Here is a 22157-nt window from a genome sequence, read left to right as displayed (position 1 = left end):
CTCCAGAGATTCGGTCGTCAGATCCAGGAATGACGGGCCGGCAGCGTGCCGTTCAGGCGATAGGCGCCGACTGCGTGATATTTCCAGCGCACCGGATCGTGCAGCGTGTGCACCCGGGCATTGCGCCAGTGGCGATCGAAGTTGAATTCGGCGAGGGTGGCGCGACTGCCCGCCAGTTCGAACAGCTTTTCGCTGGCCAGCAAGGCAATTTCGGTGGTCAGGACTTTGGCTTCCGCCACGGCGATTGAGGCGCGGGCGGCGGACTCGGCGGTAACCGGTGCGGCACTGACCTGATCGAGCACTTGCCCGGCTTTGCGCAGCAGTGCCTGGGCGGCGTGCAGCTCGATTTTCAGTCTGCCGATGTCGGCGATGACATACAGATCGTCGCTGGCGCGCTCGACATTGGCGTCGATCCACGGGCGGGCGCGGGTTTTCACGAACTCGATGGCATCGTCGATGGCGCCTTGGGCGATACCGGCGTCGATGGCAGCCTGGATCAGCTGCGATACGGCGCCCTGAATGTTCGGTTTCTCATTGATTTTCCAGTTGTCCACCACCCATTCGGCGTCCACTCGCACGTTGTTCAGCAAAATCGTGCCGCTGGCGGTGGTGCGCTGCCCGAAGCCGGACCAGTCATCGACAATCCGTAATCCCGGTGTGCCGCGACGCACGAAGGCCAACACTTGTTTGCCCTCATCGTTAAGCGCCTTGACCGCAACCCAGTGCGCAAACAGCGCGCCGGTGGAATAAAACTTCTGTCCGTTGAGCACGTAGCCATCGCCGTCGGCGGTGATGCGTGCCTTGAGTTCAAGGGTGTGTTTTGTGCCGCGTTCCGGCCCGGCATTACCGATGCGCCAGCCGTCGAGCACGCTTTTGGCGAGCTGTTTTTTCTGCGCTTCGGTGGCGCAGCCGAACACCAGGTTCAGGATGCCGAACTGGTTCTGCGGGATCTGCCCGAGTGCCGGGTCTGCCGCGGAAATGATCGCGAACACCTCGGCCAGGGTGACGAACGAAACCTGTGGGCCACCGTACTCGCGCGGGATGGCAATGCTGCCCAGGCCGCTGCGGGTGAACTGTTCGATTTCCGACCACGGCAGCTTGCGCTGCTGATCGCGACGGGACGCTTGCAGGCGGGCGACTTGCGCCAGCTCATGGGCGGCCTTGATGGCTTGAGCGTCGTCGTGCAGCACCTGCGCAGGCAACAACAGCGGGGCGATATCCAGATCACTCTGGATGATTGCATCTGCCAGACTGGACATCACTGCCACTCCTTGGCTACACGCAATGCCCTGGCGATCTGCACTGGGGTGATTGTGTTCCGGACCATACCTACCTCACATCTCATGGAAACGCCGCTGTGCGGCGAACGAAAAAGAATGTCCGGTGGTCCGGTGTATATACCCTAAGCGTTTATAAAAAAGTTATGAACTAACTTTTAGGAATAAACATAGAAGACGTATCTTCCTGTAGGAGCGAGGCTAGCCCGCGAACAACGATGACGCGGTGTGTCAGGGCTGACGCCTTCGCCTGTAGGAGCGAGGCTAGCCCGCGAACAACGATGACGCGGTGTACCAGGACTGACGCCTTCGCCTGTAGGAGCGAGGCTCGCCCGCGAACAACGATAACGCGGTGTATCTGGACTGACGCCTTCGCGGGCAAGCCTCGCTCCTACGGCGAACAACGGTAACGCGGTGTACCAGGACTGACGCCTTCGCGGGCAAGCCTCGCTCCTACGGCGAACAACGGTAACGCGGTGTACCAGGACTGACGCTTTCGCGGGCAAGCCTCGCTCCTACGGCGAACAACGATGACGCGGTGTGTCAGGACTGACGCCTTCGCGGGCAAGCCTCGCTCCTACGGGGGGCCGCAAGTTGCAGTGGGTTGGTGCAACCAATCTTCAGCATCCGTGCCGGCGCCCAGCGCGAGTTGTTGCCGACCCGGTCGAGGATGCAGTAAGTCACCTCCAGCCGCAGGTCTTCGCCAGCTTCATCAATGACCACCGGTGGCACCCAGATCTGGATCGGCTGCCCCACATCCGCCGCCTTCAGGCGAGGCAGGTCCATGCGTACATCGCCCCAGCGCAGCGTAATTTCGTCGTCGGCCGCCATGTTCAGGTACGGCTCGATGGTCAAGGGCACGCCGCGCCTGATCTGGTTCGGATTGACGCCCTGACGGCGAATCGTTTCAGGGATGCTCACGGGGGCCAGGCTCTGGTTTTCGTCGCCGCTCAAGGCCGATGGCTGGCCACCGGGACAGTCGAGTTTGATTTGTACGCGTCGCGCCGCCGACACGGCGGGCCCCTGGCCAACCTGCATGACCCGGTAATGAACCCGTGAGGTGCCATTGGCAATGAAACTCTCAGGCACACGCAACTGAACGGGGCCACCGACATCACTGGCTGTCAGCACCCGCGAGGCGACATAACAGCCATCCCAGAACAATTCGATCAGATCGCCTTCATCCATCGCGGGGTAGGGCGGCACGTCGATGAGCAGGTGCGCTGCCGAGGTGATGTTGATGCCGGTCTTGCGCGATTGCGCCAGGGTCGGGGCCGCGAGCCCGGTTTTGTTCGAGGTGCTTGGCATGGGAATCTCCTTGAAGTTTTGCCGTTCAATCCATTCCTGAAAACATGGAGTTAAAACTGCAAAACCGATCATTACTTTGAGTTTAAATAATGAGTGAGCGTGCTGAGTGACGCTTGTTGGAGCGTTAGATATAAGTTTGCTGGAAAAAGAGTCAATGGAATAAGTTGGTTAAATACAAAATCCAGCGTTATTCAGAAAACTCCTACGCATTGAAGTTAATAAGCGCTATCGATGCGTCGAAATGGACCACGGATATTTGAATTATCCGGCTTTGGGGTAATCAGGGCAGAGGCGAGCGGGCAGGGGCGTGTACCGCCAAGGCAAGGAAATCAGCCGTGCAATATAAATATGTACCGCGCACGCTGACAAAGACCGTTTATTGTTGGCGATGTTTTATTGTGCGTGAATGGTGCGAGAGTGAGTAACTTCCGTCCGTGGAAGTTAATAAGTTTTGCGAGGTGTTCTTAGTGCGGGGTGTTATTGAGGAACTTGCTGAGGAATTGTTTCGTGCGTTCTTCTTTCGGGTTGGCAAACAGTGCTTTCGCTTCGCCCTGTTCGACGATTACGCCCTTGTCGAAAAACACCACACGATTGGCCACATCGCGAGCGAAAGCCATTTCATGGGTCACGATGACCATGGTGCGCTTTTCCTCGGCCAGGCCGCGGATGGTCGCCAGTACTTCACCCACCAGTTCCGGGTCGAGGGCCGAGGTCGGCTCGTCGAACAGGATCACTTCCGGTTCCATCGCCAGCGCGCGGGCAATCGCCACGCGTTGTTGCTGTCCACCGGAAAGGCGACGCGGATAGGCGTCCTCTTTGCCCGCCAGGCCCACCTTGGCCAATAGCTTTTTAGCAAGGGCAACGGCATCGGCGCGCGGCACTTTCTTGACCACAATCGGGCCTTCGATGACGTTTTCCAGGGCGGTGCGATGGGGGAACAGGTTGAAGTTCTGGAACACGAAGCCCACATGCTGGCGCAGATTGCGCACCAGGCCTTGCTGCTGGTTCAGCGGGCGGCTGGTATCGATCTCGATATCGCCGACCTTGATCCGGCCGCTGGTGGGTTCTTCCAGGAAGTTCAGGCAACGCAGGAACGTGGTCTTGCCCGAGCCGCTGGGCCCGATGATCGCCACGACCTCACCTTCCTTCACTTGCAGATCGATGCCGTTGAGCACGACTTGACCCTTGAACTGCTTTGTCAGTTTTTCCACGACAATCATGGGGTCAGGACTCCTGATCGTGCCGATTGACCCGGGCTTCCAACTGGTTCTGCAGGTGCGACAGCACCGTGGCCAGAACCCAGTAGATCAGCGCGGCGGCAAGGTACATGGTGAAAATTTCGAAGGTACGGGCGGTGATCAATTGCGCCTGACGGAACAGTTCCGGCACCTGGATGGTGGCGGCCAGCGCAGTGTCCTTGACCAGCGAAATGAAGCTGTTGCCCAGCGGTGGCAATGCAGTGCGCATCGCCTGCGGCAGGATGGCCCGGCGCAGAGTCTGCGCACGGGTCATGCCGATGCTGGCGGCAGCTTCCCACTGACCGCGTTCGATGGAACCGATAGCGGCGCGCAGGATTTCACAGGCATAGGCGGCCATGTTCAGCGAGAAGCCGATCAGGGCTGCCGGCAGCGGATCGAGTTCCAGACCCAATTGCGGCAAGCCGTAATAGATCACGAACAGTTGCACCAGCAACGGCGTGCCACGAAAGAACGACACGTAGATGCGGGCGATCCAGCTCACCAGCCGAAAGCGCGACAGACGCATCAGTGCCAGGCCGAAGCCCAGCACGAGGCCGAAGAACATCCCGCCCAGGCTCAAGATGACTGTGTAGTACGCGCCCTTGAGCAGAAAGGGCGCGGAGTCCAGTGCGAGTTGGAAAGCTGCTTCCATTATTGAGTGACGTCAGCGCTGAAGTATTTTTCCGAAAGCTTTTTCAGCGTGCCGTCGGCGCGCAGCTTGTCGATGGCCTTGTTCACTGCAGCCAGCAGTTCTGGCTCGCCCTTGCGCAGGGCAATGCCGGCTTCCTGGCGGGAGAACGCATCACCGGCGGCGGTAGTGTCCTTGGCCTTCTTGGCGTATTCCAGCGCTGCCAGGCGGTCGATCAGAATCGCGTCGATGCGGCCGACACGCAGGTCCTGGAACTTGGTCGGGTCATCTTCATAGGTACGCACGTCAGCGGTCGGCACATTGGCCTTGACCCACTGCTCGTAGTTGGTACCCAGGCCCACGCCGACTTTCTTGCCACCCAGATCGGCGGCGGACTTGATGTTCAGCTCAGGGGCTTTCTTGGTCAGCACCAGTGCCTGAATCCCGGAAACGGTGTAGGGCTCGGAGAAGTCATACTTCTTCTTGCGCTCTTCCGAGATGGTCACCTGGTTGATCACGGCGTCCAGACGCTTGGATTCCAGGGCTGCGAGAATGCCGTCCCATTTGGTAGGTTGCAGCTTGACCTTCACGCCCAGTTCTTTGGCCAGGGCTTCGGAGAATTCCACTTCGAAACCTGTCAGCTTGCCGCTTTCATCGACGAAGCTGAACGGTGGATAAGTGCCTTCCAGGCCGACGTTGATAACGCCTTTGTCCTTGATCTGTTGCAGTTGCTCACCGGCAACCGCTTGCCCCAGCAGACCGGCGCCCAGAGCCAGGCCCAGCGAACCGACCAGCAGATTGCGACGTAGTGCGGAAAAATTCATGACGAACCCCTGTGTTTTCTTATGGAAGACGCTAAACGAAAGTTGGCGAATTCGGGATTTGAACGACAGCGCTATCCTGCCCTAAAGCAGCGTATGCGTCTCGCGGCAAATTTGCCTGCGAGATGACTATATGATGGCGTTTTTAGATTAGAAAATAATAAATAATAATCTTCTTATTCATATTTTGAATAATTCAGCTTTTCCCTGTAGGAGCGAGCAAGCTCGCGATGGTCGTCAACGATGACGCGGGCAACCTGACACCCCTTGGGGCTCGTGCCTCCATCGCGAGCATGCTCGCTCCTACAGAAGATGGCCTGGCTGTTACAGGAAATCCTTGTAGGCAAACAACGCCGGTGCCCCGCCGGTGTGCAGGAAGATGATCGGGCCGTCATCGAAACGCTGGCGGCCGATTCCGTCCAGTAATCCCGCCATGGCCTTGCCAGTGTAGACCGGGTCCAGCAGCAGGCCCTCCTGACTCGCCAGCAGCTTGACCGCCGCCAGCGTGCCCGCGTTGGGTTCGCCGTAGCGTGGCGCGAAATATTCGTCCCACAGCTCGACCTTGAAGCTCGCCGGCAGTGGCACACCCAACAGTTCGGCGGTGCGTTCGGCGAGACCCTGTACCTTCGGCCGCTGATCTTCTTCGCTACGTGAAACCGTGACGCCGATTACCGGCAAATCCGGCAGCGTCTCGCTCAACGCCAATGCCAGGCCGCTGTGGGTGCCGGCGCTGCCCGAGGCGAGGACGACGGCCGCGAAATCCAGGCCGGTGTCCTTGATCTGCCCGGCCAGCTCCAGGCCGGCACGCACGTAACCCAGGGCGCCCAATGCGTTGGAGCCACCGATCGGCACCAGGTACGGCTTCTTGCCATTGCTGCGCAGGCGAGCTGCCAGGGCGTGCAGTTGGTCGTCGGCATTGTCGAGGTTGTCCACCAATTCGACCTTGGCGTCGAACAGGTCCAGCAGCAGCCGGTTGCCGTTGCCGACATAGTTGGCGTCGTCGGTGCCCAGCGGGTTTTCCAGTAACGCGACACAACCCAGGCCCAGTCTGGCGGCAATGGCAGCCGTCTGGCGAACATGGTTGGACTGCAGGGCGCCGGCGGTGATCAGGGTGTCGGCACCCTGGGCCAGGGCGTCGGCGGCCAGGTATTCGAGTTTGCGCAGCTTGTTGCCGCCCATGGCCAGTGGTGTCAGGTCATCGCGTTTGACGTAGACATCCCGGCCCAGCCAGGACGACAGACGTTCGAGTTTTTCCAGGGCGGTAGGGTGACCGAGCAGGTCGAGGCGGTTAAAGCGGGCAAGCTGTTGTTTGATCATGGGTCCGTACTGGCGGTGGGAGATGTCAGGACTATAGGCACGCTCAAAAGCCTGGGCAACCGTCAGGCGCTTATAGCCAATGGTTCTTGGTCCAGCAGAATTGGTTCTTAATTTCGGCTCTGGAGCATGCCGTAAAGTAATCGCCGTTGACGCGGCCAGGACGTCCGGCCGCCCGTGAGGAGTTTTTACCGTGAGTGAGCGTTCCAGCCATTGGCAATTGCAGACCATCGTCAGCCAGTTGCGCACGGCACGTGACCAGTGGCGTGCACAGAACGGCCGCGCCAGTACCGAGCAGGGCGGTCGCGAGTTGCCGTCTCGGGCGGCCATGGCGCAGATTCTCGAAGCCCTGTGTGGCGCGTTGTTTCCGATGCGTCTTGGGCCGGTAGACCTGCGCGAGGAGAGCGAAGACTTTTACGTCGGCCATACCCTCGACGTCGCGTTGAATGCGTTGCTGGCTCAGGCGCGACTTGAGCTGCGTTACGCCGCCCGGCATAGCAATCAGGTCGACACCGAGGTCGAGGCCAGGACTATCCAGATCATTCAGGATTTTGCGCTGGCCCTTCCAGGCTTGCGCAGCCTGCTCGATACCGATGTGCTGGCGGCCTACCACGGTGACCCGGCGGCGCGCAGTGTCGATGAAGTCTTGCTGTGCTACCCCGGCATTCTGGCGGTGATTCATCATCGCCTGGCCCATCATTTGTACCGCGCGGGTCTGCCGTTGCTGGCCCGTATCAGCGCTGAAATCGCGCACTCGGCCACCGGTATCGACATCCATCCGGGCGCGCAGATCGGCCGCAGTTTCTTCATCGATCACGGGACTGGCGTGGTCATCGGCGAAACCGCGATCATCGGTGAGCGGGTGCGCATCTACCAGGCCGTGACCCTGGGTGCCAAGCGTTTCCCGGCGGACGAAGACGGCCAGTTGCAAAAGGGCCAGCCGCGCCATCCGATTGTCGAGGACGATGTGGTGATCTATGCCGGTGCGACGATTCTCGGGCGTATCACCATCGGCAAGGGCTCGACCATCGGCGGTAACGTCTGGCTGACCCGCAGCGTGCCGCCGGGCAGCAACCTGACCCAGGCCAATCTGCAGCATGACGATGGGGCACAGAAGTAAGGCTTTTGCTCGTTCCCACGCTCCCGCGTGGGAACGCCTCCCGGGACGCTCTGCGTTCCAGCTTCACCCGATTGCAGAGCCGGGCACCGTAGTGACGCGGAGCGTCACGGGCTGCATTCCCACGCAGAGCGTGGGAACGATCAGTCTCCACTGATCTTTCTGGCCTCATCGCGAGCAGGCTCGCTCCCACAAGGATCACTGTGAACCCTGTGGGAGCGAGCCTGCTCGCGAAGGGATTTCCCGTCGAATCGAGTAGCCAACCCGGCACCGTCCAGCCCTGGAATTAGTCCTTAGCCTCCTATCTATGTTTAACTTGAACGTTCATTCAAGTTAAACCGGCGGTTCGCCGCCCGCTCACAACAGGAGGCTTGCCTTTGCTGAGTCCGATTTTTCCAGCCACGTTTTACCGTTTCGAGGTGCACCGCGGATGAGTGCATCGTTCCTTCCTGCCAGCGGCCCGGTCCGCATGAATCCGCCGGTTTTCTGGTTCTCGGCAACCTTCATTCTGCTGTTCGGTGTCGTGGTGATGGCGTTGCCCGAGCAGGCCGGTGCCTGGTTGCTGGCGGCGCAAAATTGGGCAGCCAATACGGTTGGCTGGTACTACATGCTGGCGATGACCCTGTATCTGGTCTTCGTGGTGGTCACCGCGTTATCGGGCTACGGCAAGATCAAACTCGGTGCCGACCACGACGAGCCCGAATTCAGTTATCTGTCCTGGGCCGGCATGTTGTTCGCGGCCGGTATCAGCATCACCCTGTTTTTCTTCTGTGTATCCGAACCGCTGACTCACCTGCTCGCACCACCGCAAGGTGAGGCGGGCACTGCGGACGCGGCGCGCCAGGCGATGCAGATCCTGTTTCTGCACTGGGGCCTGCACGGCTGGGGCGTGTTTGCCTTCGTCGGTATGGCGCTGGCCTACTGCGCGTATCGACACAACCTGCCGCTGGCCCTGCGCTCGGCGCTCTATCCACTGATCGGCAAGCGTATCAATGGTCCCATCGGCTACGCGGTGGATGGCTTCGGCATCATCGCCACGGTGTTCGGCCTCGGCGCCGACATGGGCTTTGGCGTGTTGCACCTCAACTCGGGGCTGGACTACTTGTTCGGCATCGCCCACACCCAGTGGATTCAGGTCGGCCTGATCACGCTGATGATGGGGGCGGCGATCATCGTGGCGGTGTCCGGTGTCGACAAAGGCGTGCGGGTCATGTCCGACATTAACATGCTGCTGGCCTGCGCGCTGCTGCTGTTTGTGCTGTTCGCCGGCCCCACGCAGCACCTGCTCAATACCTTGATCCAGAACCTTGGCGATTATCTCGGCGCGTTGCCGATGAAGAGTTTCGATCTTTACGCTTACGACAAACCCAGTGACTGGCTGGGCGGCTGGACAGTGTTCTATTGGGCCTGGTGGATTGCCTGGGCGCCGTTCGTGGGGCTGTTCATCGCGCGGATTTCCCGTGGCCGCACCCTGCGCGAATTCGTCTTCGGCGTGCTGTTGATTCCACTCGGTTTCACCCTGGCGTGGATGTCGATTTTCGGCAACAGCGCCATCGACCAGGTACTCAACCACGGCATGTCGGCGCTGGGCCTGTCGGCCATCGACAATCCGTCGATGGCGCTTTACCTGCTGCTGGAAACCTACCCGTGGAGCAAAACCGTCATTGCAGTCACGGTGTTCATCAGCTTCGTGTTCTTCGTGACTTCCGCCGATTCCGGCACGGTGGTGCTGTCGACATTGTCCGCCAGGGGCGGCAATCCGGATGAAGACGGGCCGAAATGGCTGCGGGTGTTCTGGGGGGCAATGACCGCGCTGGTGACCAGTGCGCTGTTGTTCTCCGGCAGCATCGATGCGTTGAAGTCGGCGGTGGTGCTGACCTCGCTGCCGTTTTCGCTGATCCTGCTGTCCATGATGTGGGGACTGCACAAAGCGTTTTATCTGGAGTCGCAGAGGAAGATCGCGCAGATGCACTCGCTGGCACCGGTGTCCGGTTCACGGCGCGGTGGCTGGCAGCAGCGCTTGAGCCAGGCCGTGCATTTTCCGTCGCGGGACGAGGTGTATCGTTTTCTCGATTCGACGGTGCGTCCGGCCATCGACGAAGTGTCGGCGGTGTTCATCGAAAAGGGCCTGAGCGTCGCCACGCATTCGGAACCGGTCACCGACAGCGTCAGTCTGGAAATCGGTCACGGCGACCAGCACCCGTTCATCTATCAGGCGCGGATGCGTGGCTATTTCACCCCGTCGTTCGCCTTGGGCGGTATGGGCTCCCGGGAACTCAAGAATCGCCGTTACTACCGCGCCGAAGTGCATTTGAGTGAAGGCAGCCAGGATTACGACCTGGTGGGTTACAGCAGGGAGCAGGTGATCAACGACATCCTGGACCAGTACGAGCGGCACATGCAGTTTCTGCATTTGGTGCGCTGATCGTCGGTCACGCCTCGTTGGTCAGCACCATGAACAGCACCAGCGCCGCCACCGGGACCCCGAACACGGCGCTGCCAACCACCAGTTCCGTGCTCAACGGCTGGCCAGCATGCACCATGCCGACCGCGCCATTGATCAGCGTCAGGGCCAGCCACAGCCCGATGAAGCTGTAGGCCAGCGTCTGGCGGGTGAAGCCGATCTTCTCGCCGATGTACAGCATCAGGGCCAGAAGGATCAGGCCGAAGGTGATGATGATGGTGGTGTGCATGGTCGACTATGCCCGTCGGAATTACGTTGTCCTTAAGACCGTTTTCGCGAGCAGGCTCGCTCCCACAAGGATCACTGTGAACCCTGTGGGAGCGAGCCTGCTCGCGATTGGATTCACTACGGTTTCAATGTGAGCTTAGTCAAACCAGCCCGCCATTGACCCGCAGAATCTGCCCGTTGACCCACGCCGAATCAGGCCCGGCCAGGAAGGAAACGACGCGGGCGATGTCTTCCGGTTGTCCGAGGCGTTCCAGCGGGGCCATTTTGGCGAAGGTCTGGATCTGTTCCTCGCTCTTGCCGTGCAGGAACAGCTCGGTCGCAACCGGGCCGGGCGCCACGGCATTGACGGTGATGTTGCGCCCGCGCATTTCCTTGGCGAACACCTGGGTCAGGGATTCGACCGCAGCCTTGCTGGCGATGTACACGGCGTAACCCGGCAGATTCAAACCGACCGTGCTGCTGGAAAAATTGATGATTCGTCCTCCGGCATTGAGGCGTGTGGCGGCTTCGCGCAGGGTGTTGAAGGTGCCGCGTGCGTGGATGTTGAAGTTCTGCTCGAACAACTCGTCGCTGTGTTGCGCCAGCGGCATGACCTTGAGTACGCCGGCGTTGTTGACCAGCACATCGATCTTGCCCAGTTGTGTTTCGACTTCGTCGAACATCCGCCGCACATCGTCGGCGCTGCCAACGTCGGCCTTGATCGCTATGGCTCGATGCCCGGCCTGACGCAGCTCCACCACCAATTTCGAGGCATCGCCTGCGCTGCTGGCGTAATTGATGGCAACGGCAAAACCTTCGCTGGCCAGTTGTCGGGCGATGACTGCGCCGATGCCGCGGGAGGCGCCGGTCACGAGGGCAACTTTCGAGTTCTGGTGGGTCATGGCTTGTTTCCTCTGAATGGGGGGGTGAAGCCAATTTCACATGTTTACTCAGGTGGATAAATGCACCAGAGTTGCCTTGACTGTTCAAGAAACACCAACAATCAATAGCCGGGAGCGCACAGTGGATCAAGTCAAGGCGATGAAGGTTTTCGTGCGGATCTACGAGCGCAGCAGCTTCACCCGGGCGGCGGATGATCTGGACATGCCGCGCGCGACGCTGACCCACACCCTCAATCAGTTTGAAGCCTGGCTCGGCACGCGCTTGCTGGAGCGCAGCACGCGCAAGGTGCGGCCTACGCTCGATGGCGAGGCGTACTACCGGCGTTGCGTGCAATTGCTCGCGGAGCTGGAGGAAGCTGAACTGGCGTTCCGCAGCGTGGCGCCGAAAGGGCGGCTGCGGGTGGATCTGCAAGGTACGCTGGCCAGGCACTTCGTGATTCCGGCGCTGCCGCAATTCATGGCGCGCTACCCGGATATCGAGCTGTCCATCAGCGAGGCTGACCGCCTGGTGGACCTGATCGCCGAAGGTGTCGACTGCGTGCTGCGCGCCGGAACCCTGAGCGATTCGGCACTGATCGGCAAACGCATCGCCAGCCTGCGCCAGATCACCTGCGCCAGCCCCACTTATTTGCGTAAACACGGCGAACCGAAAAACCTCGACGACCTGAAAAACCACCGCGCCGTGAATTACGTTTCCCGCACCACCGCCAAGCGGTTTCCGTTTGAATTCATGGTCGATGGTGAACGCCAGGAAGTGGCCATCGAAGGTGCCGTTTCAGTGTTCGGCGCTGAAATCTACGCTGCTTCCGCCATTGCCGGTCTGGGCCTGATCCAGTGTCCGCACTACCGCATGGAAACGCAGATTGCCCAGGGTCTGATCCGCGAAGTGCTCACCGACACGCCACCGCCGCCGATGCCGATATCCGTGCTGTACCCGCACAATCGACACCTGTCGCCACGGGTTCGGGTGTTTGTGGATTGGTTGGGGGAGGTATTTGCCGATGCGCGTTGACTCGTTGTCATAGATTGCCGGATGGTATCGGTGGAATTCTGTGAAACGTTTCAGCAATTTGTCGAGTCAGAGGTTTTTTGGCGTTTGTCCGGGCGTATGCTGGGTGACTGGCGAAGCAGTCGACACCCGATTGAAGACAGACAAGAGAGGACTCGATGACTTACACCGCTGCTGAAAACCGCTACGACTCCATTCCTTACCGCCGTGTGGGCCGCAGCGGGCTGGTGCTGCCGGCGTTGTCCCTGGGCCTGTGGCACAACTTCGGCGACAGCACGCCCATCTATACCCAGCGGACGCTGCTGCGCACGGCGTTCGACCTTGGCATCAACCACTTCGACCTGGCCAACAACTACGGCCCGCCCTACGGCAGTGCCGAGATCAATTTCGGTCGTTTGCTGCGTGAGGATTTCAAGCCGTACCGCGACGAGCTGATTATCTCCAGCAAGGCTGGCTGGGACATGTGGCCCGGTCCTTATGGGCAAGGCGGCGGTTCGCGCAAGTATGTGCTGGCCAGCCTTGATCAGAGCCTGCAACGCCTGGGCCTGGACTACGTGGACATTTTCTATTCGCACCGTTTCGATCCGGACACGCCACTGGAGGAAACCGCCAGCGCACTGGCCACGGCCGTGCAGCAGGGCAAGGCGCTGTATGTCGGCATCTCGTCGTATTCCGGCGTGAAAACCCGTGAGATGGCGGCGTTGCTCAAGGAATGGAAAGTCCCTCTGCTCATCCATCAGCCGGCGTACAACCTGCTCAACCGCTGGGTGGAAAAGGACCTGTTGGACACCACCGAAGCGCTTGGCGCCGGTGTGATTGCTTTCACGCCCCTGGCCCAGGGACTGCTGACCGACAAGTACCTCAAAGGCGTACCGGCGGATGCGCGGGTCAATCGACCGGGTGGTGGATCGCTGCAGGCGTCGCATTTGTCGCAAGGCAACCTGGCGCAGGTGCATGCACTCAACGAGATCGCCAGGCGCCGCGGTCAGAGCCTGGCACAAATGGCGCTGGCCTGGACCCTGCGCGACCCTCGGGTGACTTCGGCGCTGATTGGTGCGAGTCGGCCGGAGCAAATCATCGAAAACGTCGGGGCCTTGAGCAATCTGTATTTCAGTCGAGAGGAGCTGTTGGAGATCGACCGGTTTGCCCAGGAAGGCGGGATTAATCTTTGGGAAAAGCCTTCGACGGCTGAATGACAAGTTGGCGCCGGACTATTCGGCGCCTTTCGGATCGCCATCGCGAGCAGGCTCGCTCCCACATTTGATCGTTCCCACGCTCTGCGTGGGAATGCAGCCCGGGACGCTCCGCGTCCCAACGATCTCGGATCAGAAGCCCGCGGCTTGGCCGGAACGCGGAGCGTCCCTTGAGGCATTCCCACGCGGAGCGTGGGAACGATCATCGCAGTCAGCGAAAGAACGGCGCATCCCCCAACACCGTTGCCCGCTGCATCACCCGCCGCGCCGGCCGGTAGTCGTCGACCGCGTAATGCTGCGTCACACGGTTGTCCCAGAACGCGATGTCGTCCTTCTGCCAACGCCAGCGTAGGGTGAATTCCGGTCGGGTGGCGTGGGCGAACAGGAACTTCAGAATCGTCTCGCTCTCGGTTTCCGACAGCTCGTTGATCCTGGCGGTGAAGCCTTCGTTGACGAACAGCGAGCGACGCCCGCTCACAGGATGCGTGCGGATCACCGGGTGCGACAGCGGCGGATACTTGCGTCGGGTTTCTTCCCACTGCACCAGTGCCTCTGGTGAATTGCCATGGCGTTCCAGCGGGAACGAACGGGTGAAATCGTGGGTGGCGGTCAGCCCTTCAAGCAGGGTTTTCATTGGCGCCGACAAAGCTTCATAGGCCGCAATACCGCTGGCCCACAGGGTATCGCCGCCGAATTCCGGCAGCAGCTTGGCGCTGAGTACCGCGCCCATGGCCGGGGTGGGCAGGAACGTCACATCGGTGTGCCAGATCGCGTTGTCGCGCACGTCGGTGACTGCGGTGTCGAGGATCAGCACTTCCGGTTGTTCCGGCACGTTGGGGTAGATCGGGTGAATGTGCAGGTCGCCGAAATTGGCGGCGAACCGCGCCTGTTGCTGCGGTGTGATCGGCTGGTCACGGAAGAACAGCACTTGGTGCTTGAGCAATGCCTGTTCGATGGCATCGCGCTGTTCCAGATTCAACGGCTGGCTGATGTCGACGCCGCTGATTTGCGCGCCGAGGGCAGAACTCAAGGGGGTGATATTCAAGCTGCTCATGGACGTTCTCTTTAATGACAGACTGTGGGAGCGAGCCTGCTCGCGATGGCGGTGGAACAGTCACAGCGTTGTCGTCTGACATACCGCAATCGCGAGCAGGCTCGCTCCCACATTGAAAATCTTCAGTGGGCCTGGCCGTGCCATGGCACCAGTTTGCGTTGCAGGGCGCGCAGGCCCATTTCCATGGCAAAGGCGATCAGTGCAATGACCAGAATGCCCAGCACCACGACATCAGTGACCAGAAACTGCGCGGCCGACTGCACCATGAAGCCCAAACCACTGGTGGCGGCAATCAGCTCGGCGGCGACCAGGGTCGACCAACCCACGCCCAGGCCAATGCGCACCCCCGTCAAAATGTCCGGCAGGGCACTCGGCAAAATCACATGGCGGATCAACTGCGCTCGCGTTGCCCCCAGCGACTGCGCGGCACGCAGTTTGGCCGGGTCGACCGTGCGCACGCCCGTGGCGGTCGCGATGGCAATCGGTGCAAAAATCGCCAGGTAAATCAGCAGGACTTTCGACAGCTCGCCGATGCCGCACCAGATCACGATCAGTGGCAAATAGGCCAATGGCGGAATAGGGCGGTAGAACTCGATCAAGGGATCGATAACACCACGAGCGATCCGGTTGGCGCCGATGGCAATGCCAACCGGCACCGCGGTCAGCACGGCGAAGCCAAGGCCCAGGCCGATGCGAGCGAGGCTCGCCTTCAGGTGCTGCCACAGGGTCGAATCCATGTAGCCACTGGTCGCCAGCAGCCAGCCTTTTTGCACGACGGCCGACGGCGGCGGCAAGAACAATGGCTCGATCAAACCGCTCGCCGTCACGGCCCACCAGATAACGATAAGCGCGATCAAGGTCAGCACACTGATCCAGCGCGTACTCAAACTGCGACGGGCAGGTGGTGCAGTGGTGCCGGCTTTCACTGCTACGGCGGGAATCTGATAACTGCTCATGCGCGCTCCTGCCGCTGAGCGGCGCTGCGTTGGGAGAAGACACGGGCGAGCACATGCTCACGGGTTTCGATAAAGCGCGGGTCGGATTTGATCGAGCGGGCAGACTCCCCGGCCGCGTAACGCTGGCCGAAATCCAGGCTCAATCGCTCGACGATTTGCCCGGGGTTGGGGGCCAGCAGAATCAGGTCGGTGGCCAGGAATACCGCTTCTTCAATGTCGTGGGTGATCAGGAACACCGGTTTGTCGGTGCGCCGCCAGACTTGCAGCAGCAATTCCTGCATCTGTTCGCGGGTGAAGGCATCGAGAGCACCGAAGGGTTCATCCATCAGCAGCACGCGAGGGTCGGCGGCAAGGGCGCGGGCCAGGCCGACCCGCTGTTTCTGGCCGCCGGAGAGTTGCCAGGTGCGGCGACTCTCGAACCCGGCAAGATCCACCAGCGCGAGCATTTCCCGGGCGCGAAGTTCGCGTTTTTGCCGGTCGACGCCTGCCAGTTCCAGGCCGAAGCCAACGTTGGCCAACACGTCCTGCCAGGGCAGCAGTGCGTCGTCCTGGAACACCACTCCGCGTTCAGCGCTTGGGCCTTTGACCGGCACGCCATCGAGGGTGATGCGCCCGGCGCTGGGTTCGACGAAGCCGGCAATCAGGTTCAACAGCGAAGTCTTGCCACTGCCGGAGGGGCCCAGGGCCACCAGCAGTTGCCGGGGCCCAAGGTTCAGTGAAATATCCGCCAGCACAGGGTCCGGGCTGCCGGGGTACTGTGCGCTGATGCGCTCCAGCTGTAGCAAGGCCATCGCGGTGAACTCCCGATCAGTTGGTGATGAACTTGGCGTTCACGTAGGGCGCGTAGTCCGGCAGCACAGCCTCGACCTTGCCTTGCTCCTTGAGGAACACGGCGGTATCGGTGATCGCCTTGGTGGTCGGGGCGCCGAGCGTGACCACCTGATCAGCCGCCAACGGGTAGACGTTGCCTTGCAGCAGCAGCGGAATGTCGCTGGCCTTGGCACCGGACAGCTTCACCAGCTTGTCGACGTTGCTCGGGTTGGCGAGCCAGGCTTGCGGGTCTTTGCGGTAACCGGCGTAGGCATCGAGTGTCACCTTGGCGAATGCCGTGACGATTTCAGGATGCTTCTCGGCGAAATCCTTGCGCACGATCCAGGCATCGAAGGTTGGCGCACCGAACTTGGCCAGTTCGCCGGAGGTGATCAGCACTTTGCCGTTTTCCTTGGCGACACCCAGTGCCGGGTCCCATACGTAAGTGGCGTCGATGTCACCGCGTTTCCAGGCGGCAATGATCGCGGGCGGGGCGAGGTTGAGAACGGTGACTTTCGACGGGTCGATGTTCCAGTGCTTCAACGCCGCCAGCAGGCTGTAGTGACCGGTGGATACGAACGGTACGGCGACCTTCTTGCCGATCAGGTCTTGCGGCGTCTTGATCCCGGAACCATCACGGGCCACCAGGGCTTCGGCCGCGCCGATCTGGGTGGCGATAAGGAACGTTTCCACCGGCACTTTCCGGGTGATGGCGGCGGTCAGGGGGCTGGAACCGAGGTAGCCGATTTGCACGTCGCCGGAAGCGATGGCGGCGATGATGTCCGCACCGTTATCGAACTTGCGCCAGTTGATGTCGGCCTTGGTGGCTTTTTCGTAGGCGCCATCGGCCTGGGCGACTTTCGCCGGGTCGACGGTGGTCTGGTAGGCGACAGTGACGTCAGCGGCTTGGGCAATAAAACTTGCTGCCGCCAGGGAAGCGGCCGCCAGCAGGCGAAGAGGGAAAGTCAGTTTCATCATTAAGCTCCTTGTCAGGCGACCGAGGATCGGCGTGAAAAGAAGACTAAATGATCTAAGAATTCAAAAATAAATAACTTTTTCGAATGAGCTTATTAACGGAAAAATCTATGTCACGTAACTGATCGTTCCCGCGCTCTGCGTGGGAATGCAGCCCGTGACGCTCCGCGTCACTGGACGCAGAGCGTCCCTTGAGGCGTTCCCACGCGGAGCGTGGGAACGATCGGTACTCACGGCGAATCGCGAGCAGGCTCGCTCCCACAAGGACAACACATACCCTGTGGGAGCGAGCCTGCTCGCGATAAGGTCCGAAAGACCTTCAGATGTCAGTTGCTGATCGCCAGGATGCTCGCCTGATACGAACCGACAAATACATCGAAATCGCCGACTTCGTTCTGCTCCAGCTCAACCTGCTGGGCCAGCGACGAGCGCGCCAGTTCTTCGAATTTCGCCTGCTGCTCGGCCGGCAACGGCTCGCTGCGGAAAAACTCCGCATGGGCCCGGCTCTGGCGCAGGGAGAACTGGGCGAAGCTTTCCTTGTGCTCGGCCATGGCCGCCAGGACCTGGGCCGATGGCGTCAGGGACGGATCGTTGACCTTGGCCAGTTGCGCATCCAGTGCCTTGTTGTGGGCATCGCCGCCATGGCTTTGATCCAGCAGCGCGGCCAGTGGCGCAATGTTTTCCAGCAACTCGCCAGCCCATTGCTTCAGGTCTACCGGCTGGCCGTCGCGTTGCAGTTGCAGACCCGGGCGACGACCTTCCTTGACCACGCTGAGGAAGTTCGACGTTGCGTTGCCGCAGCTGGTGTTGGTCAGCAGCGGGCTGTCGTTCAGGGCGCAGTACAGCAGGAACGCGTCGAGGAACCGCGACTCGGTGATATCGATGCCCATCGGCATGAACGGGTTGATGTCCAGGCAGCGTACTTCAACGTACTGGATGCCGCGGGCCATCAGGGCCTGGATAGGTCGCTCGCCGGAATAGGTCACGCGTTTGGGGCGAATGTTGGAGTAGTACTCGTTTTCGATCTGCAGGATGTTGGTGTTGAGCTGGACCCACTCACCGTCCTTGTGCGTGCCGACTTCGACATAGGGTGCGTAGGGCGTGGCCACCGCTTTGCGCAGGCTGTCGGTGTAGCTGGTCAGGTCGTTGTAGCAGGGTGTCAGGCCTGCCTGGGCGTTGCTCTGGTAGCCCAGGTCGCTCATGCGCAGGCTGGTGGCGTACGGCAGGTACAAGGTGTCCGGGTCCAGCTGCTCCAACTGGTGCGCACGCCCGCGCAGGAAGCCGGCGTCCAGTGCCGGCGATGCACCGAACAGGTACATCAGCAGCCAGCTGTAGCGGCGGAAGTTGCGGATCAGGGCGATGTACGCCGACGACTGGTAATCGCGATCGGTGCCGACAAAACCTTCGGTGGCCTTGAGCAGCGGCCAGAGCTTTTCCGGCAGGGAAAAGTTGTAGTGAATCCCGGCGATGCACTGCATGGTCTTGCCGTAGCGCAGTGCCAGGCCCTTGCGGTACACGTACTTGAGCTGGCCGATATTGGATGTGCCGTAATAGGCGATCGGAATATCTTCCTCGGCCGGCAAGGGGCACGGCATCGACGGGCTCCACAGGTACTCGTTGCCGAGCTTGCTGTAGGCGAAGCGGTGAATGCTGTCCAGGCTCGCCAGCGTATCGGCCGGGTCGTGCAGTGCCGGCGTGATGAACTCCAGCAGCGACTCGGAATAGTCGGTGGTGATTTGTTCGTTGGTCAGCGCGGAGCCCAGTTCTTCCGGGTGCGGCGTTTGCGCCAGGCGTCCCTCGTCGGTCACACGCAGGCATTCACGTTCGATGCCGTGAAGGCACTGTTCGAGCAGAGAGAGGTTGGCGCGCTCGCCGAGCAGGGCCAGGCGGCGGTTGAGAAGTTCGCTCAAGTTGGATTCCTTCACGCGTCAGTCGCCCCAATATGGGGGTGGGCAAGACGGTCTACAAGGGTGAAGTTGAAACTGGCGTTATCGCCTGGTTTTTGTCGCCGATTGATCCAAATCCTGTAGGAGCGAGCATGCTCGCGATGGTCTGAAGATCGCCGCGGGGTTTCAGGTACCCAGCGGTATCGTTGACGTCCATCGCGAGCATGCTCGCTCCTACAGGGAAAGGCACTGCGTCGAAATTAACTCAAATCGATGACAGGTAGCTACAGGACAGCGAACGTGCCTTGTGCTTTAGCGACCAGTTTGTCGCCCTGCATCACATCGGCCTCGACCACCAGCGTGCGACGGCCCGGGTGGATCACCCGCGCCGTGCACATCACCTCGCCGTCGGACACGGCACGGATGTAGTTGATTTTGCATTCGATGGTCGCACTCTGCTGGTCAAAGCCGTGGGTGCTGGAGCAGGCCAGACCCATGGCGATATCCACCAGACTGAACAAGGCGCCGCCGTGCAGCTTGCCGCCACGATTGCGCAGCTGCGGTTCCAGCACCAGGGCGACTTGCGCCACCCCGGTTTCCAGGCTGTGCAGGCGGCAACCCAACAGCTTGAAAAACGCGCTCTCGACGAGCCCGGCCGGAATGTCCATCAGCGTTTCTTCAACTGTTTGGCATTGGCGAACAGCGAAGCCATGGCGTTGTTGGCAGGAGCAGGCGCTGCAGTTTCCTTGCGCGGGGCATTGTTCTGCGATTGGCGTGGCGCCGAACCAGGGCGGGAGCCACGGGCACCGTCGATTTTTTCGCCAGGCGTGTCACTCATGCGCATCGACAGGCCAACGCGCTTGCGCGGGATGTCGACTTCCATGACCTTCACCTTCACCACGTCGCCAGCCTTGACCGCTTCCCGTGGGTCCTTGATGAATTTCTCCGAAAGCGCGGAGATATGCACCAAACCGTCCTGATGTACGCCGATATCGACGAATGCGCCAAACGCTGTGACGTTGGTCACCACGCCTTCGAGGATCATCCCCAGCTCCAGGTCTTTGAGGTCTTCGACCCCTTCCTGGAATTCGGCGGTCTTGAACTCCGGACGCGGGTCACGACCCGGTTTTTCCAGTTCTTGCAGGATGTCGGTGACAGTCGGCAGGCCGAAGGTTTCGTCGGTGAACTTTTTCGGGTCCAGGCGCTTGAGGAACGCGGCATCGCCGATCAATGAGCGAATGTCACGGTTGGTTTCAGCGGCAATGCGCTGCACCAGAGGGTAGGCTTCCGGGTGAACTGCAGAGGAGTCCAGCGGGTTTTCGCCGTTCATGACACGCAGGAAACCGGCAGCCTGTTCAAAGGTTTTTTCACCCAGGCGAGCGACCTTCTTCAACGCCGCGCGGGTTTTGAACGCGCCGTGCTCGTCGCGGTGGCTGACGATGTTTTGCGCCAGGGTCGCGTTAAGACCGGAGATCCGCGCCAGCAGCGCCACGGAGGCGGTGTTGACGTCGACGCCGACGGCGTTCACGCAGTCTTCGACCACGGCATCCAGGCCGCGGGCCAGTTTCAACTGCGACACGTCGTGCTGGTACTGACCGACGCCAATTGACTTCGGATCGATTTTCACCAGCTCCGCCAATGGGTCCTGCAGGCGACGGGCAATCGACACGGCGCCACGGATCGATACGTCCAGATCCGGGAATTCCTTGGCTGCCAGTTCCGACGCCGAGTACACCGATGCACCCGCCTCGGACACCATGACCTTGGTCATTTTCATCGCAGGGTATTTTTTGATCAGCTCGATGGCCAGCTTGTCGGTTTCACGGCTGGCGGTGCCGTTGCCGATGGCGATCAGGTCCACCGAGTGCTTGGCACACAGGGCCGCGAGGATCGCGATGGTCTGGTCCCATTTGTTGTGCGGCACATGCGGGTAAACCGTGGCGTGGTCCAGCAGCTTGCCGGTGGCATCGACCACGGCGACCTTGCAGCCGGTACGCAGGCCCGGGTCGAGGCCCAGCGTGGCGCGCGGGCCGGCCGGTGCCGACAGCAGCAAATCGTGCAGGTTGTGCGCGAATACGTTGATCGCTTCGGTTTCCGCGCCATCGCGCAGTTCGCCCAGCAGGTCGGTTTCCAGGTGGGTGTAAAGCTTGACCTTCCAGGTCCAGCGCACCACTTCGCCCAGCCATTTATCGGCCGGCCGGTTCTGGTTGGCGATGCCGACGTGCTGGCCGATCATGCCTTCGCAAGGGTGCAGGGTGCCCGGCAGTTCGTCGCCGACTTTCAGTGCGGAACTGAGGATACCTTCGTTGCGGCCACGGAAAATCGCCAGGGCGCGGTGCGACGGCATGCTCTTGAGCGGTTCGTCGTGTTCGAAGTAGTCGCGGAACTTGGCGCCTTCCTCTTCCTTGCCGGCGATCACGCGGGCACTGAGGGTGGCTTCCTGCTTGAGGAAGTTGCGCAGCTTGTCCAGCAGGCCGGCATCTTCGGCGAAGCGTTCCATCAGGATGTATTTGGCGCCTTCGAGGGCGGCCTTGACGTCGGCCACGCCTTTTTCAGCGTTGATGAAGCGTGCCGCTTCTGCTTCCGGGGCCAGCGAAGGATCGTTGAACAGACCGTCGGCCAGGTCGCCGAGGCCGGCTTCCAGGGCGATCTGGCCCTTGGTGCGGCGCTTCTGCTTGTACGGCAGGTACAAGTCTTCGAGGCGGGTCTTGGTGTCGGCGAGCTTGATGTCGCGTTCGAGCGCGGGGGTCAGCTTGCCTTGCTCCTGGATGCTGGCAAGGATGCTGATACGCCGTTCGTCGAGTTCTCGCAGGTAGCGCAGGCGCTCTTCCAGATGACGCAGTTGGGTGTCATCGAGGCTGCCGGTCACTTCTTTCCGGTAACGGGCGATGAAGGGCACGGTTGAGGGTTTCCAGATCGCTGACCTTGCTGTGCAGGCTGGTCAATTGACCATTCGGATTGAGCTCGAATTCAAGTTTCTGTCCATGCTTGAGCTGGC

Annotated in this window: 18 protein-coding genes and 1 pseudogene; 4 read left to right on the top strand and 15 right to left on the bottom strand. The window is 60.8% G+C overall.

Annotated features, from left to right (window positions below; translation table 11 throughout):
- Positions 1 to 17: 17 nt before the first annotated feature.
- From ACQKP2_RS16170 to ACQKP2_RS16145, 6 genes are all read right to left on the bottom strand, one after another.
- Positions 18 to 1259 carry an SfnB family sulfur acquisition oxidoreductase gene (locus tag ACQKP2_RS16170; protein ID WP_427577804.1) on the bottom strand — a complete coding sequence of 414 codons (1242 nt, stop codon included), beginning with the start codon at positions 1257 to 1259 and terminating at the stop codon, positions 18 to 20.
- A 561-nt stretch (positions 1260 to 1820) separates the two neighbouring features.
- The gene (locus tag ACQKP2_RS16165; RefSeq protein ID WP_427577802.1) at positions 1821 to 2585 is read right to left on the bottom strand and encodes a hypothetical protein; all 765 of its coding nucleotides are present in this window, start codon (positions 2583 to 2585) and stop codon (positions 1821 to 1823) included.
- A gap of 464 nt (positions 2586 to 3049) precedes the next feature.
- Complete coding sequence (tcyN, locus tag ACQKP2_RS16160; protein ID WP_427577800.1) at positions 3050 to 3805, bottom strand: L-cystine ABC transporter ATP-binding protein TcyN; 756 nt, start codon at positions 3803 to 3805, stop codon at positions 3050 to 3052.
- 4 nt (positions 3806 to 3809) lie between these two features.
- Positions 3810 to 4475 (bottom strand): cystine ABC transporter permease, encoded by a 666-nt coding sequence (gene tcyL, locus ACQKP2_RS16155; protein ID WP_427577799.1) that lies wholly within the window; start codon positions 4473 to 4475, stop codon positions 3810 to 3812.
- Positions 4475 to 5275, bottom strand: a complete 801-nt coding sequence (tcyJ, locus tag ACQKP2_RS16150) for a cystine ABC transporter substrate-binding protein (RefSeq protein ID WP_427577797.1) — start codon at positions 5273 to 5275, stop codon at positions 4475 to 4477. The genes tcyL and tcyJ overlap by 1 nt, the downstream gene beginning before the upstream one ends.
- Positions 5276 to 5596: 321 nt before the next feature.
- The gene (locus tag ACQKP2_RS16145; protein ID WP_427577795.1) at positions 5597 to 6589 is read right to left on the bottom strand and encodes a D-cysteine desulfhydrase; all 993 of its coding nucleotides are present in this window, start codon (positions 6587 to 6589) and stop codon (positions 5597 to 5599) included.
- Between the two features lie 190 nt (positions 6590 to 6779).
- Between ACQKP2_RS16145 and epsC the strand changes: the two genes are divergently transcribed.
- Together epsC and betT are read left to right on the top strand one after the other, a co-directional pair.
- On the top strand, positions 6780 to 7706 hold the full coding sequence (gene epsC, locus ACQKP2_RS16140; protein WP_427577793.1) for a serine O-acetyltransferase EpsC: 927 nt from the start codon (positions 6780 to 6782) through the stop codon (positions 7704 to 7706).
- Positions 7707 to 8172: 466 nt separating this feature from the next.
- On the top strand, positions 8173 to 10128 hold the full coding sequence (gene betT / locus ACQKP2_RS16135) for a choline transporter BetT (RefSeq protein WP_427577848.1): 1956 nt from the start codon (positions 8173 to 8175) through the stop codon (positions 10126 to 10128).
- Between the two features lie 7 nt (positions 10129 to 10135).
- Here betT and ACQKP2_RS16130 read toward each other — a convergent pair whose 3' ends face one another.
- Positions 10136 to 10396, bottom strand: a complete 261-nt coding sequence (locus tag ACQKP2_RS16130) for a hypothetical protein (protein WP_427577791.1) — start codon at positions 10394 to 10396, stop codon at positions 10136 to 10138.
- A gap of 139 nt (positions 10397 to 10535) precedes the next feature.
- Complete coding sequence (locus ACQKP2_RS16125; protein WP_427577790.1) at positions 10536 to 11276, bottom strand: SDR family oxidoreductase; 741 nt, start codon at positions 11274 to 11276, stop codon at positions 10536 to 10538.
- 121 nt (positions 11277 to 11397) lie between these two features.
- On the opposite strand from ACQKP2_RS16125, the gene ACQKP2_RS16120 reads away from it, so the two are divergent.
- Both ACQKP2_RS16120 and mgrA read left to right on the top strand, forming a co-directional pair.
- Complete coding sequence (locus tag ACQKP2_RS16120) at positions 11398 to 12288, top strand: LysR family transcriptional regulator (RefSeq protein ID WP_427577789.1); 891 nt, start codon at positions 11398 to 11400, stop codon at positions 12286 to 12288.
- Positions 12289 to 12443: 155 nt separating this feature from the next.
- Positions 12444 to 13481, top strand: coding sequence for an L-glyceraldehyde 3-phosphate reductase (mgrA, locus tag ACQKP2_RS16115; protein WP_427577787.1), 1038 nt, complete (start codon positions 12444 to 12446; stop codon positions 13479 to 13481).
- Between the two features lie 208 nt (positions 13482 to 13689).
- On the opposite strand, the gene tauD is transcribed toward mgrA, so the two are convergent.
- The 7 genes and pseudogenes from tauD to ACQKP2_RS16080 form a co-directional block, all read right to left on the bottom strand.
- Positions 13690 to 14532 carry a taurine dioxygenase gene (gene tauD / locus ACQKP2_RS16110; protein WP_427577785.1) on the bottom strand — a complete coding sequence of 281 codons (843 nt, stop codon included), beginning with the start codon at positions 14530 to 14532 and terminating at the stop codon, positions 13690 to 13692.
- A gap of 122 nt (positions 14533 to 14654) precedes the next feature.
- Positions 14655 to 15488 carry a taurine ABC transporter permease TauC gene (gene tauC / locus ACQKP2_RS16105; RefSeq protein ID WP_427577784.1) on the bottom strand — a complete coding sequence of 278 codons (834 nt, stop codon included), beginning with the start codon at positions 15486 to 15488 and terminating at the stop codon, positions 14655 to 14657.
- Positions 15485 to 16279, bottom strand: coding sequence for a taurine ABC transporter ATP-binding subunit (tauB, locus tag ACQKP2_RS16100; protein ID WP_427577783.1), 795 nt, complete (start codon positions 16277 to 16279; stop codon positions 15485 to 15487). Before tauB ends, tauC begins: the two co-directional genes overlap by 4 nt.
- Positions 16280 to 16295: 16 nt before the next feature.
- Positions 16296 to 17273: a taurine ABC transporter substrate-binding protein gene (tauA, locus tag ACQKP2_RS16095; protein WP_427577781.1), complete on the bottom strand. Its 978-nt coding sequence runs from the start codon at positions 17271 to 17273 to the stop codon at positions 16296 to 16298.
- A gap of 326 nt (positions 17274 to 17599) precedes the next feature.
- Positions 17600 to 19183: a glutamate--cysteine ligase gene (gene gshA, locus ACQKP2_RS16090; RefSeq protein WP_427577779.1), complete on the bottom strand. Its 1584-nt coding sequence runs from the start codon at positions 19181 to 19183 to the stop codon at positions 17600 to 17602.
- A gap of 260 nt (positions 19184 to 19443) precedes the next feature.
- Positions 19444 to 19827 (bottom strand): PaaI family thioesterase, encoded by a 384-nt coding sequence (locus ACQKP2_RS16085; RefSeq protein ID WP_427577777.1) that lies wholly within the window; start codon positions 19825 to 19827, stop codon positions 19444 to 19446.
- Positions 19827 to 22064 (bottom strand): annotated as a pseudogene (locus ACQKP2_RS16080) (Tex family protein); the annotation flags it as partial. The pseudogene ACQKP2_RS16080 and the gene ACQKP2_RS16085, both read right to left, overlap by 1 nt.
- Positions 22065 to 22157: the final 93 nt, after the last annotated feature.

The organism is Pseudomonas sp. NPDC089569 (assembly GCF_050280625.1).
In the GTDB taxonomy this organism is placed as follows: domain Bacteria; phylum Pseudomonadota; class Gammaproteobacteria; order Pseudomonadales; family Pseudomonadaceae; genus Aquipseudomonas.
The sequence above is the reverse complement of the archived record's forward strand: the minus strand, read 5'-3'. Positions and strand labels throughout refer to the sequence as shown.

Bases quoted from the DNA above. Each gene is read 5' to 3' on its own strand.
- tauA (WP_427577781.1), bottom strand. From the start codon at position 17,273: ATGAAACTGACTTTCCCTCTTCGCCTGCTGGCGGCCGCTTCCCTGGCG.
- mgrA (WP_427577787.1), top strand. From the start codon at position 12,444: ATGACTTACACCGCTGCTGAAAACCGCTACGACTCCATTCCTTACCGC.
- tcyL (WP_427577799.1), bottom strand. From the start codon at position 4,475: ATGGAAGCAGCTTTCCAACTCGCACTGGACTCCGCGCCCTTTCTGCTC.
- tauD (WP_427577785.1), bottom strand. From the start codon at position 14,532: ATGAGCAGCTTGAATATCACCCCCTTGAGTTCTGCCCTCGGCGCGCAA.
- betT (WP_427577848.1), top strand. From the start codon at position 8,173: ATGAATCCGCCGGTTTTCTGGTTCTCGGCAACCTTCATTCTGCTGTTC.
- ACQKP2_RS16125 (WP_427577790.1), bottom strand. From the start codon at position 11,276: ATGACCCACCAGAACTCGAAAGTTGCCCTCGTGACCGGCGCCTCCCGC.
- tauC (WP_427577784.1), bottom strand. From the start codon at position 15,488: ATGAGCAGTTATCAGATTCCCGCCGTAGCAGTGAAAGCCGGCACCACT.
- tauB (WP_427577783.1), bottom strand. From the start codon at position 16,279: ATGGCCTTGCTACAGCTGGAGCGCATCAGCGCACAGTACCCCGGCAGC.
- ACQKP2_RS16170 (WP_427577804.1), bottom strand. From the start codon at position 1,259: ATGTCCAGTCTGGCAGATGCAATCATCCAGAGTGATCTGGATATCGCC.
- ACQKP2_RS16130 (WP_427577791.1), bottom strand. From the start codon at position 10,396: ATGCACACCACCATCATCATCACCTTCGGCCTGATCCTTCTGGCCCTG.
- tcyJ (WP_427577797.1), bottom strand. From the start codon at position 5,275: ATGAATTTTTCCGCACTACGTCGCAATCTGCTGGTCGGTTCGCTGGGC.
- ACQKP2_RS16165 (WP_427577802.1), bottom strand. From the start codon at position 2,585: ATGCCAAGCACCTCGAACAAAACCGGGCTCGCGGCCCCGACCCTGGCG.
- ACQKP2_RS16145 (WP_427577795.1), bottom strand. From the start codon at position 6,589: ATGATCAAACAACAGCTTGCCCGCTTTAACCGCCTCGACCTGCTCGGT.
- tcyN (WP_427577800.1), bottom strand. From the start codon at position 3,805: ATGATTGTCGTGGAAAAACTGACAAAGCAGTTCAAGGGTCAAGTCGTG.
- ACQKP2_RS16085 (WP_427577777.1), bottom strand. From the start codon at position 19,827: ATGGACATTCCGGCCGGGCTCGTCGAGAGCGCGTTTTTCAAGCTGTTG.